Here is a 13290-nt window from a genome sequence, read left to right on the forward strand (position 1 = left end):
ACTACACCCCCCACAGCGCATCTGTATCAGCACGAGCGCCTAATTTACGACCAACGTTTTTGTATATTGTTTCTTCGCCAAGTTTTACTAAGATGACTGGCGACATATCACTATCTTTCACACTACGAATCAATTCATCTAGCTTGCCTGTAAGAGCTGACAAGTCGAACATTGAACCATTCGATCTCCCCTGTGGGAAGCTATCCACAGAAGGGACGGTATTAAACACGCCAAGCTTTTCACCTAACTCACTGAATAATGAAAGTGAACGATCAGACGCTTGAGCAGGGATAACATACTCTTCATGGTCACGTTCAGATAACCAAGCAAGTTGACGCTTGCTACTAATCCCACCATCTGCATAACCTTGTGGCTTAATCCTTTGCCCGTTCAATCTCTGCTCATAGTGGACGTGTGGACCCGTACTTTGACCAGTTGATCCTACAAGCGCAACAACCTGTCCTTTTGTAACTGGCTGCCCTGTTCTTACCATGTTGCGGCTGTTGTGGGCGTAGTAGTGTTGCATTGGACCCGATTGGACGACTACTAAGTTACCATACCCACCGTTGTAACCAGTAGATGATCGAGCAACATATCCAATTGATTGTGATGGAATAGGAGTGCCAATAGGTGCAGCATAGTCAACCCCACCGTGGAATGATCCTCGTTTACCCGTTACCGGATGTGTACGAAAACCATAGCCTGATGTTCTTCTCATACCAGGGAAACCATTGCCACTACCAGCAAATGCTTCACCATCAGCACCACCAAAACCAAACCCTCCGGTTACAAAGTCAATTGCACCTGATGCTACCTTTTTAAGAATAGCTGTACCGAATGGAACATAATTAGAAGGAACCCAGTTCTTACCTAACTTAGAGATAGCCTTCTCAACTAGCGCTTGTGGTCCTTCCATCATGGATTTCCACCAGCCCATGATCTGATTACCTACACCACCTTCATATGCAGGAGGTAAAGCAAAATTAGATTGGTTACCAAAGCCGTATTGATTAAGCAAAGATTTCGTGTGGTGGGCTGGCAAGACGGACGAACCTTTATGCAAAAATACTTGCTCTGGTCCTTTGTTGCCTGAAACATACGTACCGACTTTAGGATCATGTACTAGCTCTGGACCTTTTTCTGATATGGTAGCAATTCCATCTTCAGGGTGACCGAATGCTGATGTTCCTAACGCGTATTCAGCATGTCCTCCACCAAGACCTCCGGTTATAGCTTTATTTGCATTCGTTCTTTGCTTCTGTTGTACCGTAGGGATTTCTTTTAGGCCAAAGAATTTTAATACTTTATTTGATTGTTCCGCTAACCAGTTCATACCTCCAAGTACACCTTCAACCATGTGATCCCACTTGCCTTTTACTTCGCCAGTTTGCCAGTTTACTTGCCTAGCATGACCGTCTGCTTGAAGTTTAGCTTGTGAAACTACACCTTCATGCATTTCTTCAGCAGCGGCTATCGAATCATCACGTTGTTTTAACGCTTCAGCAATAACCATATCTGCTTCTTCTTTTGTAAGAAGACCTTTTTCATCACGTTGTTCTACTGCCCACTGGACAACTGCATCATATTGTTCATTAGCAGCTTTGATAGCACCATCTTTTGCTTCAACAGATTTTTTTACCGTGTCTGCTGCTTGTTCAGCGTTTATAATAGAAGCATCAGCTTTAAGTTGCTCCATGATCGCCCTTTGTTCAAGACTACCCTCTGTAACAGCAAGTACATTTTGGTTCATCATTACTTCTTTGATACGGTTAATTTCTTTCTGTTCAGCCTCGGTAATAGCTCTATTCTCTTCAGCCGCTAAGCTAATAATGTCATTGATTTTTTTCTCGCTCTCGTCAGCATGAGTGATTCTTGCCGTGTAGTAGTCATCGTAACGTTTCTTAATCTCGTCCTGATGCTCACCAGTAATCACTTCAGACTGACTAAGGAACTTACTTAAATCCTCTTGTGATTTTGTGTAGTTCTCGTTTAAGCTGTCTTTGATCATCGTACCCATTTCAGAGAACTTTCCAGTTAAAGAAGATGCCATATCATCTGTTATCTTCTCAGATCCCCACGCGAGTTTATTCAACTCAACTGTCGCTTCATCATGTAGCTTTTTGTAAGCATCCAGTTGTTCCGCTGTGGACTCACTTACCTTTTCACCATTCTCCATGACAATATCGCCAAAGCCCTCAAACGTAGGCATGACTTTATCTTCATAGTAATCATTAACTTCTTTTCCTGCCCACAGGAGACCCGTTATTGCGGCAGCCCCAATACCTACGGGACCACCTAATAATGCGGCACCACGACCAAATAAGCCAACACCTCTTGTAAGACCACCCACACTTTTGGTTGCATCGACAGCATTCTTACCAAAGCCAAGTAGTTGACCACCACTGCTGACAGCATTTTTACCAGCACCTAGCAACCTGCCGCCAAGTCTAAGTATTTCAGGCGCAAACATCATAGCCATACCTAAACCTTGATTGCTATCATCACCAAAGGCAAGCATACCGAGTCCAGCTATTGATGCAGCAGTACCAACACCACTAAGACCACGACCAAAACGCCCCATGCCTCTATTGGCTGTGGCTACTTGTGTTCCTGCTACCATTGCGCTATTACCAAATCCAGCTGTGGATGTTTGAGCGACCTTTGCACTTGTTGTATAACGTCCAAATGCACCTACAGCTTTTGCTAATCCAGCAGATAAATAAGATACTGATCTCAAAACTGTGGAAAGCACAATTGCAGCTGGTCCTAACACAGCGGCTATACCTGCGGCAGCTAGGATGTATTTTTGTGTATCTTTTTCAAGACTACCAAACCAGCGTACAAGGTCGGTTAATTTTTCAGTGGCTGTTACAAAGTGCGGTATCATGTGTTCTGCAAAAGTAATAGCAAGACCTTCAGCAGCAGATGTTAATTCCACAATTGATCCATACGCATTATCAAGCATGGTGTCTGCCATTTCCTCAGCAGCACCAGTTGATTCTTCTAATGCTACAGTTTGATCACGTAATCCTTCTGAACCTTCTTCCATTAAAATTGCCCAGTGTTTAAAAGCTTGGTTACCGAATAAGGTTGTGATAACATTCGCTTCCTGTTCATCCGTCATACCTTTTGTTGCTTGTTCAATCTCGCCAACAAGATCTGGAAGAGGCTTCATGACACCCTCAGCATCAAAAAACTTTATATTTAACTCTTCCATCATGTCCGACATTGCAGCAGTCGGCTTCGATAAACGTTGCAATGACGTTGACCACGCTTGACCAGCTTTACCACCTTGAATACCAGCGTCACCAAATTTCATAATAGCCGCTGTAGTCTGTTCAACTGACCAACCGAACACGTTCGATGTAGGACCTGCATACTCCATTGCTTCCCCTAGCTGTTCAATGTTGGTGTTTGAGTTGGAAGCAGCCTCGGCAAGAACATCTGATACATGTGCAGATTCTTTCGCCTGTAACCCAAACGCCTGCATGATGTTTGATGTAATATCCGCTGTTCGACCAAGTTCTAATTGACCAGCTGCAGCTAAGTTAAGTAGACCAGGCATAGCATCATAAATGTCAGCAACTTCCCAACCTGCCATTGCAAGAAAGGCTTGTGCTTCAGCGGCTTGTGAAGCGCCAAATACAGTCGTTTCACCTAATGACTTAGCTTGACCTTCCAACTTTTCCATTTCTTCAGCTGTTCCGCCGGATAATGCTTGTACCTTTGACATGGACTTTTCAAAATCAACCCCAGCTTTCAAAGCAACAGTGCCGAGACCGACAACAGGCAATGTAAGTCCCATCGTCATTTTCTTACCAGCCGCACCAAAGCCATCAGCCATCTTTCCAGTCGTATCGGAAAAGCTATTTAAACCACTTTCCATGCTGCTCCAAGCTGATTCCTGATAGGCGATTTCATTCGTTAATGTTTTTAATTGACTCTCCATCTTCGAATACTCGGAAAGAGCATTATTATAATGCCTAGAAGCATCAATGGCTGCTTTTGATTCTGCACCTTTTTCAGCAACAAGGCGTTGGTAGTTACCTTCTAAATCTTTTACCTTTTGCCCCTGAAGCTCATAGATTTTATTTAATCCTTCTTGCTTCTTTTTGAGTCCGTCCGTAGATGAACCGAAACCACCCATTTGAGAACCCGTTGCCCTCATTTCAGAACGAGCAGCAGAGAGGCGACTATTTAAGTTTGAAACTCCGCTGTCCACAGCTGAAGCATCCCAGCCAACTTTTAGCACTGTTGCATCAGCAGCATTACTAAACATAAATTAACCTCCTTTCTTTAAAAGCTGAATACAGCATCAATGGTTGTATTAGGAACTGGTTCACCATCCGGTGTTGTCTCAACTTCATTTTGTTGTTGCTTTCGTTTCTCTCTATGTTCACGCAACTTAAAGTATAAGTTCACGTCTGTTTGCTCGAGTTGGTAAATAGGAGTGCCTTTCGATTCCTCTAATAAGTAAAAGTCCAAGAATTTTTCATAATTATATTCAGCCCGTTCGAGCTTTGTCATCTTGCTTAATTTCTCTATTTCTTTTTGTTCCTCTTCGCTTCTTTCTCCATCAACTTCCCCAACTTTTCTTGCTCGAACTGAATTTTTTTTAATTCTTTTAACGGTCTGTAACCTAGGACATTAACACCGACAGTTTCATAAAAAACATTATCAGAACCGATAGTATTCAAACCGTTTTCTAATTCATCTTTTGTAAATTGGTTATCAAACGCTTCAACCATAAGATCAAGTTTGATATCGAGATTAGTTAACGGATTGGCTCCTTCCTTATTCATTTCAATTTCTTGTTCCAAGGCTTTACGCTTCAATGTAAAAGGCACAAACGATGCTACAAACTTCTTCTCTTTACCATCAATTCTCAATTTAATTTCCATGTCCATTCACCTCTTCTATAAATTAAAAGGGCTGGCGCTATGCCAACCCATAAATGCTTTTATAACCCCTATGACCAGGACAACGTAACCTCATTAGTCCCACTTGCCCCGCTCAATTCTTGGGGAGTATTAGGGTGTTTCTGGCGCTTCCGTTTTTGATTTGTATACCTTGTTGAAGTATTCTTTTACAACCTCTTCATCAGCAGTATCAGTATCCAAAGTATGCATCATTAAACCATCATATTTACGGTCAATAAAAGTTCCTTCAAGTGTTGAGTTCTGAGGTGTAGCTGTATCTTCTTTTGTGTTGTGTTCACGGTTTGGATTAGAAAATTTACCTTTTAACAACCAAACATACCCGAATGTGCCATCAGCTTTCAGTGATTTAAAACCAACTGCTACGAAAGGAGAAATACGGTCTTTGTGATATTCCGTACCACCCTTATCATATTTAGCACCTAATAGATCAGCTTTGACTTCATCTTTTATTCCTGATGTGGAAATTGATAAAGTAGTGGCTCCATTGCTTGAAATTACATCAAGAATACCGTCATCTGCATATTCAGGAGTATTAGTTGAACTAGGTGTTACCGATGCTGTCTTAGCAGGTGCAAGTTCTTTAATTTGACTATACACTGCTCCTTCAGCATCATCTTTGAGTAACTTTGCATAAACAAGTTCTCTTAAACCAACATAAGACTTTGACCCTTGAGTTGTTTTATTTTCTGGCATATATACCACCCTTTAAGTTTTAATTTGATAACGCATGATTTTTCTGATTTCACTTTTATCCATATCATAAGATGTTCTAACATTCGCTCTTGTAAACCCTAACTTCTTGACCATCACTTTGTTAATAGAAGTAAGAAGGTCGTCTGGTGGGTTTACATCCCAAACATCAATTTGCATAAATATATGTGATGTTGAAGGTTGGTCATCTTCATAGTCCGAGTCGGAATTATCCACTTCTACGATCCTTACATATGGATAATCATTATTCTGTGATACCGAGCGACCAACTGAGTACCTGAATACTTTTCTACCCACAGCTGAAGACACTTCTGGATCATCCCAAAGTGCCTGTTGTATTTCTCGATCTAAACTTATCATGACCAACGCATCACTTTCTTTTGCAATTCAGTAAGCATAGCAGCTCGTATCTGTCCTTTTGTTCGTTGGGCAGTACGTAGAATGAAGTCGTTAGGCGGCATGAATTTGGTTCCATTGACTAAGAAATTAGCACGCCAACGTGTTCCATCCTTGCCATCTGTTGGTCCTACTTCAACAATTTTCACACCATCAACATTTTTAACCCTACCTACTCGGATATCATCAACCATATGCTTATAATCAGTGGCGCTAATGTTAGAACGAGGTACTTCTTGCTTCATTATAGGAACGGCAATATTTGCCCCTGCTTTAATGGCTGCATTCTCTGCTCTGTTAACATTGCGCCCCATCTCTTCTACTTGTTTTAATAAGGCATCCCAATTTACAACTTCGAAACTCATAGGATCACACCTTTATGCATTTGAGTGTAATGTACATGTTGTCTTCTGGACGATAGTCAACGTCATCAACTTCGTACAAATAATCTTTGCCGTATACTTTCCACAGCACTCTCATGCCCTTTTCAATTTCCATTGACTTCTTGCTTTGACGTATGGTCATTTCTGTGTAACCTTCAACGGTTTGTACATCATTCTCGGTTACTTGTTTTAGCTGGTTGACGAAGATGTAGGCCATTGCTTTCATGAACTTGAAATAATCTTCGACCCACATACCATCATCATCAAAGTCACCTTTAAACTCTTGTATTTCAATCTTTTTATCAAAGTGACCAGCATTAATCATTCGGGGTGATTTTCTCAACATCCTCACCCCCATATTTGATTAAAGTAAGCATCGTATTAAGGCTAAAAGAAAGATCTTTATGCTTATCTAACGTGTAAATGCCGCGATTCTCATAGTTGTGAGATACATAGAGACATAGACAAAGCCTGTGAAGTGAATTTTCTTCATTAAATCTCTTCCCTGTGGACAGCCTAATAGACTCCTTACCTGCTTCAATCATCATTTGTATCTCTAAATCTTCTTCCTCTGATTCATCGAATACTCTTAGATACTGCTTAACTTCATTCAGCATCTTCCGGATCCTCTGGTTCTGGCTCTGGTTCCGGTGGCTCCTTGACTGTGACAGTACATGTTGCGGTAATACCATCACCTGCAGTTGCTGTGATTGTAGCAGTACCAGCTTTCACACCAGTGATCGTTCGTGTGTTGCCTGATGTACTTACTGTTGCCACATCACGATCAGAAGTATTAAAGCGAACCGTCTTGTCAGTAGCATCTTCTGGCGCAACAGTTGCAGTCAGTGATTTTGTCGCCCCTTCATCCAACATCATTGTTCGTTGCGATAAAGTAACTTCAGTTACAGCAACAGGTTCGGTTTCCACAGTGATAGCTTCAGTTAGCTCCGATTCTCCTGCTTCATTTTCAGCGCTGACTTGATACTCGTAAGTGGTATTAGGCTCAAGACCCGTATCCGTGTACGTCTTTTCCGTCAAACCAGAAGCAACTTGCTCACCATTTCGGTATACGTTATAAGTAGGCATTCATCATTCTCCTTTCTTCCCCTATGACCACTCCAACGTGACAGAATGACTGTCAGCGCTGGAAGTCAATGTTTGGGGTGGGTTAGGGCGTATCTTCTCCAAGATCAAGCAAACCGTAAAGAGAAGCATCTGGATCGGTTTGAATAACATCAAAGGACTCAATCATACGAATCATTGTTTGATTTTTCTTGAACTCAACGTGATCTGATGCATCAATAATTAAGCCTTTACGCTCAACGAATTGTGCAGATTCAGTTGTTGAACCATAAATAACTGGCGCTTTGCCGTCCACAGAAGGGAGCTGACCATTGCTGAACACTTCAACCGGATATCCTTTGAACAACTTTTGTGTTGGTAAAGAAGGATTAGGCTGCAATAATCCGCGACCGTTTTCATCAACTTGTAGATCTAAATGGTTGAAACCATCTTGATTCGTAACAATGCGAATTGAAGAAGCGAAAGCAGGATCAATATCAACATTTAAAGACTGAACAAGGCTCTTCCAGTCACTAAGCTCTTTTGCCGTTTTTCCATCAATCAACTGTTTAAAAATAGCTTCATTCTCTGTAATTGTCGCTTTACGTACAAACATACGACCGAGATAAGCCATCAATCCACCAGCTTCAACCTCAAGTAATTTCTTTGAAATTGGAAGCAACGCACCATAATCTTTAACCTTGTAGCCTTTGTTCTTGAAAGAAGGTTCATCAGAGTAACCGATCTCGTCACCATCTTCAAAAGAAGCAAGACCGAGCATTGTTTTACCTTCTTCATAAACGAATGAACCGGCAAGGACATTAGTGCTGTAGTAGCTGACAAGATGACGCGCTGATTTAAATTCACGACGATATTCAGTGATTTGGTGATTGATATCTTCTGGAATTAAGATGATTTCATTGTTATCACCTTCAGTAAGCATTGCGTTTTCAGCTTCTGTTAAATCTTTGCCGCGTAGAAATTTAAAGAAAGCTTCTGTAGCATCTGATTTTGTATCAGTTTGTTTGTTCTTATTTAAAGCAAGAACCTTACCTTCTTCATCGTCTTGAACATCAAGTAAAATGTCAAAACGAGCCTGCAAATCTTTCATTTCGTCACGAGCAGCCTTTGCTTCCTCAATCTTCTTTGAATTAGCAAGTTCACGCGCTTCTTTCTTCTTGTTTTGAATCTCTTCTAATAAATCACGCATTTCTTTCGTCATGGATAATAACCACCTTTAATAAATTTGGGTATAAAAAAAGAACTAGATTAGATCCAGTTCGAGTAACAGATTTTCAATTTCTTCTTTGCTTGGTTCGTTGTCGATGTGGGCAGGAGGAGCTGTAGTTGTTTGGCTTTCCACAGGAAGGGACGTAGGAACCTTGTTATACTTCTTCAACATGTCACTAGCAGAAGCGGCAATGGTATTAGGTTCAGCAACGTTAAGATTAAAAATCTCTGCTGCTTCTTTACCATTCAGCCAAGTTTCAGCGTTCACCATTTGTTTCACCGTCTCCATATCTACGCCATCAGCTAAATTCTCTTCATAAACGTTTAATAGACCTGATTCAATACTGTCCAGGTCATCAGCCAACTTTCTCATATCGTTTGAATTACCAATACTCATTGCCCACGGTTTATGAATCATCAAGAACGCATTCGATGGAACGTTAATTTCATCACCAGCCATTGCAATGATTGATGCAATAGACGCGGCCATACCATCAACATAAACTTTCTTATGCGCTTGATGACGCTTGAGCATGTTGTATATAGCCAAACCTGCGAATACAGATCCGCCACCGCTATTAATATAGATGTTAAGGTTTTGTACCCCATCAACTTGTTTAAGCTGCTCTCGTACATCCTCTGGCGCGGTGTCGCTATCTTCCCATTTGCCCCACTCACTTGAAACAATATCACCATAAAAATAAATATCGGCACTATCAGCGGTGAGATTTTTAACGCTTAGGAACTTATTCATTATTCTCACCCCCTTTCAAAGCACCCGCTTTAGCTAATTGATACTCATCCGCTACATCAAGAGCTATGCTGTTTAAGTCAACACGGTGCGTGTCTCCACCATCAATTCCATCCATATCCTCTAACTCTAAAATGTCATTAATGGAATATACACCATTTTTGATCATCTTTTCATAGTAAAGAGCGCGCGTTTCATCATTTGAACGCAAAGCAGAACGTAAATTGAATTTAAAGTACAAATGCTGACGCTCACGAGTAGTGAAAAGCTTATAATTAAACTCTTCTTCAATGGCTGTCAGCTCTGGTTGAATGCTGTTTGCAATAAAATCTCTTCCCTGATGTTCAATATTGTTGTTCGTTGAGCGCTCAAGTTCAGCAAGCATGTGTGGTGGAACGTTGAAAATACGTGCAATCTCTGTAATATTGAACTTCATATTCTCCACATACTGCATATCAGCAATAGGCATCGTCAAACTGTCAATATCCATACCGCCAGAAGCAACTAATGGTCTACCGCTGTTAGAGGCGCCGCCATGAGATTTCATGTATTCGTCCACGACTCTTTCTCGCGCTTCACTGCTTAATGTCTCTGGCGTTGTGATTTTAACGTTTGTAGCAGCACCATTCTTATAAAAACCACTCATGAACTTTTTACCTGCCTGCATTTGTCCGCTTGTCTCACGGGCAACTTGGATAGGCGATAAAGCCGTTATTCCATCAGGAGTAAAATAAGGAAGATAAACAATTTCTGATGGATGAAATGCTTTAGGTTGATGACCATCTGCATAAACAAACCAATATTCTTTCGTTTCGTGATGTTGAACAATATCCATATAATTAGGATTGAGTAATTCTAAGCTCTCTATCTTCCCTCTTCGATTAAATACAGGAAGAACATAAGCCGCACCATGAATATGCCTGTGAGCAATTAACGTTTGTTTAAACATGTAGCTTGACTGCATAGTATTTGGTCTGTTTTCAATAAGATCAGAAAGGCTATGGTTCTGTTCTCTGGTTCGTTTATTTTCCTTTTTACTGTACATCTGCAAAGGAAGCTTCGCCACGCTATTAGCTTTAATATTTATGGCCGCATAGATCGCGCTAATTCTTAATGAAGTATCAGCTGTTATGATCTCTCCGCTGTGGGTAGCATAACCAGCGCCCCAAGCGTTCCATAACGGCTTTTCCCAGTCTTGAATACTGTTAACTACTTTTCTAAGAAGCATCTTTTTTCACCCCCTTCCCTCCTTTCGAGACAAACACCAAAATACCAGCGCCAATAAACACAGCCCCAGTTAAATAATTTCCTATGGTAATTGAAATTGTATAAGTCGTATAAATGATAAAAGCAAATCCTATTAAAAAGAGGATGTCATCTGCTATTTCGTATAAGAACTTCATAACCCACCCCCTAAAAACCAAAATCATCACTCATGACGTACCTTTCAACATCAGCTTTGAACTCGTGGTATCTAGCCTGAGCATAAGCATCAATCACAGCAGCAATTGGATCTATTCTTTCCGTTGATTTCTTTTTACTCAGCTTTATTCTGTCGTCGCTGTTGTTGACGGTAACAGCATTTCCAATCGCCCAGGTTAATAAGCCGTTTCCATTATGGACAATCTCTTTTTTAAGCACTTTTTCCTGAAATTCAGTAAGTGGCTCGTGTTGAGTAGCGATATTCTGCTTTACTTCAACCATCGTATAGCCTTTTTCCGTCATTTCTTGACTTAAATAAGAAGCATCATGAGGATCATAACCAATCTCAAGCACTTCCCATTTGTTCTTTCTTATAAGCATTTCTACATGGTCTATGATATAGCTATAATCAGTCACAGCGCCATCGGTCATGGTCAACAACTCTTGCCTTAACCACATGCGAAAAGGCGCTCTATCACTCTGTATACGCTGCTCTAAGCTCTCATTTGGTATAAATGAATGCGAATCAACGAAAAAACGCCCGTTATCGAGTGGAATCACGATACCGAGCGAACAAAGATCTTGTTTAGTTGCTAAATCCAGTCCTAAATAAACTTTTCTGTTTGTAATGTCAATTGGAGCTTCCCACAGGCAAGATGCCCATTTCTGTTGATCCAAATAGCCTCTTTCTTGTGATTGCACCCATATATTACACTGTTTCGTCAAAAACGAGTCCATAGCGCTTGGTTTATCCTTCGCAATGAGTGCTAAGTCACGTATGTTCTCAATCCCCTGTGGGTAGGTAGCTGCTACAGGATTTGCTTTAATCCATACGTTTTCATCAAACGGATCGTCACCCTCGTCAATCTCACAGATTAGGACGAAGTAACGCTCATTTTCCACAGGATTATCAGGATCGATAATGTTTGAGCAGTAGTCATATTCTTCTTTACAAGGCACGTTGAGGTCTAATCCTGCCGTTGTGATGATGACAAGTAAAGGTTCTTCCCTCGCCCCCATACCGCTCTCTAAAGCTTCCATGATCTCACTAGTTAAATGAGTATGGTATTCGTCCAAGATGGCTAGAGAAGGGTTTAAACCCTCACCTTGCTTACGTGCTTCTTTACTCAACGCACGAATAACTGAATTTGTTTTAAGATGTCTAATCCTGTGGTAAGAATCACTATACTTATCCTTTAAAAATGCAACGCGTCTTATCTGTGCAAGGATCTCATCATAAACAATCTTCGACTGCTCACTTGTCCAACCACTGATGTACGTTTCCTCCGTCTGATCGCTGAGGAATGTGACGTAGCTGCTGATGATGGCAAGTATTTGTGACTTAGTGTTTTTACGACCGAGCTGCACATATGCTTTCCTATACCGCCTCTTATCATCACTTTTCTTCTTCCAACAAAAAATGTTCCCTGCAAGGAACAATTGAAATGCCGTAAGCTCGATATTTTGATTAGCTAGTACACCTTTTGAGTGCTTAAACAACGATGCCCAACGATTAAACTGCTCTAATTCCTCAATATCAAAGTAATAAGGAAAGTTCTCTGGATCATCCTGCAGCTTCTGTAAATCATTAATAAACCGTTGAGCAGCGTGAATGTGTTTCTTACCCGCTATCTGTTTTCCAGTCGTAACATCAACTGCGTAATTATATATCTTATAGAATAATTCCTGTGCTGTGGGAAGGCTCATGTTCGATCACCAAACCCATTATCATCAGGATCTTTCTTATCCACCTTTGTAACCAAACTCAAAGCCAATTTCGCTCGGTCAGAAGGGGATAAACCGAAACGGCCAGCAACTTTCATTGCACGTTCAAAAGCTTTATCCTGGTGACTAAGCAACTGATGAGGTTTACCGAACGGCATTAATCCATCATGCTCAATCTGCTCCTTTATATTAAGGTAGCGATCCATTGCATCACAATACAACCCTAACATCTGGCTATCGACATTCTTCAAAATCTGTGTATACTGAAATTCAAGCAGCAAGTTTTCAAAAATCTCGTTGCCTCTTTCACTCAAAAAATCAGGCGCTTTAATATCATCATCCTTAAACGTTAACTGATCCTCTGCTTGTTTTCGCTGTTCAATAACTTCCTTCGATAACTTTGCTTTATTGCCACTTATAACGTGTAAATCCATCGATTTTGCATTTCTACCCATTTCAAACCCTCCTTTCCATAAAAATTGGTAATATATGGTTAAAATTAAACTTGAAATAAAACGGACTTTGTATCTTATCCCCGGGCCGAGCGGTTCTGGGCTTGGGTTTCCAAAGAATTCTTGGTGGGGGGTACTTACGACTTTTGGTAATGTTTTACCAATCGTTTCCCTTCATCCACGTTTCAAATTGTTTCACCCTTGTTGTCCGCTCGGTT

15 protein-coding genes are annotated in these 13290 nt (G+C 40.9%); all 15 read right to left on the minus strand.

The genetic code is table 11. The features are described from left to right. Position 1: 1 nt before the first annotated feature. On the minus strand, positions 2-4279 hold the full coding sequence (locus tag BK584_RS07750; RefSeq protein WP_078392074.1) for a phage tail tape measure protein: 4278 nt from the start codon (positions 4277-4279) through the stop codon (positions 2-4). A gap of 17 nt (positions 4280-4296) precedes the next feature. Beyond that, on the minus strand, positions 4297-4527 hold the full coding sequence (locus BK584_RS07755; RefSeq protein WP_078392075.1) for a hypothetical protein: 231 nt from the start codon (positions 4525-4527) through the stop codon (positions 4297-4299). Between the two features lie 14 nt (positions 4528-4541). Continuing rightward, the gene (gene gpG, locus BK584_RS07760; protein WP_078392076.1) at positions 4542-4901 is read right to left on the minus strand and encodes a phage tail assembly chaperone G; all 360 of its coding nucleotides are present in this window, start codon (positions 4899-4901) and stop codon (positions 4542-4544) included. A gap of 129 nt (positions 4902-5030) precedes the next feature. Further along, complete coding sequence (locus tag BK584_RS07765) at positions 5031-5633, minus strand: major tail protein (RefSeq protein ID WP_078392077.1); 603 nt, start codon at positions 5631-5633, stop codon at positions 5031-5033. 12 nt (positions 5634-5645) lie between these two features. After that, entirely contained in the window at positions 5646-6011 is a 366-nt protein-coding gene (gene gp17, locus BK584_RS07770; protein WP_078392078.1) for a tail completion protein gp17, read from the minus strand. Then, positions 6008-6412 (minus strand): HK97-gp10 family putative phage morphogenesis protein, encoded by a 405-nt coding sequence (locus BK584_RS07775; protein WP_078392079.1) that lies wholly within the window; start codon positions 6410-6412, stop codon positions 6008-6010. The genes gp17 and BK584_RS07775 overlap by 4 nt, the downstream gene beginning before the upstream one ends. 4 nt (positions 6413-6416) lie before the next feature. Next, on the minus strand, positions 6417-6773 hold the full coding sequence (locus BK584_RS07780; protein ID WP_169871131.1) for a head-tail adaptor protein: 357 nt from the start codon (positions 6771-6773) through the stop codon (positions 6417-6419). Continuing rightward, on the minus strand, positions 6748-7047 hold the full coding sequence (locus BK584_RS07785) for a head-tail connector protein (RefSeq protein WP_169871132.1): 300 nt from the start codon (positions 7045-7047) through the stop codon (positions 6748-6750). The genes BK584_RS07780 and BK584_RS07785 overlap by 26 nt, the downstream gene beginning before the upstream one ends. Continuing rightward, on the minus strand, positions 7037-7516 hold the full coding sequence (locus BK584_RS07790; protein ID WP_078392082.1) for an Ig-like domain-containing protein: 480 nt from the start codon (positions 7514-7516) through the stop codon (positions 7037-7039). The genes BK584_RS07785 and BK584_RS07790 overlap by 11 nt, the downstream gene beginning before the upstream one ends. A gap of 82 nt (positions 7517-7598) precedes the next feature. Then, positions 7599-8714, minus strand: coding sequence for a phage major capsid protein (locus tag BK584_RS07795; protein ID WP_078392083.1), 1116 nt, complete (start codon positions 8712-8714; stop codon positions 7599-7601). Positions 8715-8756: 42 nt separating this feature from the next. Beyond that, on the minus strand, positions 8757-9476 hold the full coding sequence (locus BK584_RS07800; RefSeq protein WP_078392084.1) for a head maturation protease, ClpP-related: 720 nt from the start codon (positions 9474-9476) through the stop codon (positions 8757-8759). After that, positions 9469-10701 (minus strand): phage portal protein, encoded by a 1233-nt coding sequence (locus tag BK584_RS07805; protein WP_078392085.1) that lies wholly within the window; start codon positions 10699-10701, stop codon positions 9469-9471. The genes BK584_RS07800 and BK584_RS07805 overlap by 8 nt, the downstream gene beginning before the upstream one ends. Beyond that, positions 10691-10876 (minus strand): hypothetical protein, encoded by a 186-nt coding sequence (locus BK584_RS07810; protein ID WP_078392086.1) that lies wholly within the window; start codon positions 10874-10876, stop codon positions 10691-10693. Before BK584_RS07810 ends, BK584_RS07805 begins: the two co-directional genes overlap by 11 nt. 10 nt (positions 10877-10886) lie before the next feature. Then, positions 10887-12602 carry a terminase large subunit gene (locus tag BK584_RS07815; RefSeq protein ID WP_078392087.1) on the minus strand — a complete coding sequence of 572 codons (1716 nt, stop codon included), beginning with the start codon at positions 12600-12602 and terminating at the stop codon, positions 10887-10889. Further along, complete coding sequence (locus BK584_RS07820) at positions 12599-13075, minus strand: phage terminase small subunit P27 family (protein WP_078392088.1); 477 nt, start codon at positions 13073-13075, stop codon at positions 12599-12601. The genes BK584_RS07815 and BK584_RS07820 overlap by 4 nt, the downstream gene beginning before the upstream one ends. Between the last annotated feature and the right edge of the window lie 215 nt (positions 13076-13290).

Source organism: Shouchella patagoniensis (assembly GCF_002019705.1).
Taxonomy (GTDB): Bacteria; Bacillota; Bacilli; order Bacillales; family Bacillaceae_D; genus Shouchella; species Shouchella patagoniensis.

Bases quoted from the DNA above. Each gene is read 5' to 3' on its own strand.
- BK584_RS07800 (WP_078392084.1), bottom strand. From the start codon at position 9,476: ATGAATAAGTTCCTAAGCGTTAAAAATCTCACCGCTGATAGTGCCGAT.
- gpG (WP_078392076.1), bottom strand. From the start codon at position 4,901: ATGGAAATTAAATTGAGAATTGATGGTAAAGAGAAGAAGTTTGTAGCA.
- gp17 (WP_078392078.1), bottom strand. From the start codon at position 6,011: ATGATAAGTTTAGATCGAGAAATACAACAGGCACTTTGGGATGATCCA.
- BK584_RS07790 (WP_078392082.1), bottom strand. From the start codon at position 7,516: ATGCCTACTTATAACGTATACCGAAATGGTGAGCAAGTTGCTTCTGGT.
- BK584_RS07805 (WP_078392085.1), bottom strand. From the start codon at position 10,701: ATGCTTCTTAGAAAAGTAGTTAACAGTATTCAAGACTGGGAAAAGCCG.
- BK584_RS07765 (WP_078392077.1), bottom strand. From the start codon at position 5,633: ATGCCAGAAAATAAAACAACTCAAGGGTCAAAGTCTTATGTTGGTTTA.
- BK584_RS07820 (WP_078392088.1), bottom strand. From the start codon at position 13,075: ATGGGTAGAAATGCAAAATCGATGGATTTACACGTTATAAGTGGCAAT.
- BK584_RS07815 (WP_078392087.1), bottom strand. From the start codon at position 12,602: ATGAGCCTTCCCACAGCACAGGAATTATTCTATAAGATATATAATTAC.
- BK584_RS07785 (WP_169871132.1), bottom strand. From the start codon at position 7,047: ATGCTGAATGAAGTTAAGCAGTATCTAAGAGTATTCGATGAATCAGAG.
- BK584_RS07750 (WP_078392074.1), bottom strand. From the start codon at position 4,279: ATGTTTAGTAATGCTGCTGATGCAACAGTGCTAAAAGTTGGCTGGGAT.
- BK584_RS07810 (WP_078392086.1), bottom strand. From the start codon at position 10,876: ATGAAGTTCTTATACGAAATAGCAGATGACATCCTCTTTTTAATAGGA.
- BK584_RS07755 (WP_078392075.1), bottom strand. From the start codon at position 4,527: ATGACAAAGCTCGAACGGGCTGAATATAATTATGAAAAATTCTTGGAC.
- BK584_RS07795 (WP_078392083.1), bottom strand. From the start codon at position 8,714: ATGACGAAAGAAATGCGTGATTTATTAGAAGAGATTCAAAACAAGAAG.
- BK584_RS07775 (WP_078392079.1), bottom strand. From the start codon at position 6,412: ATGAGTTTCGAAGTTGTAAATTGGGATGCCTTATTAAAACAAGTAGAA.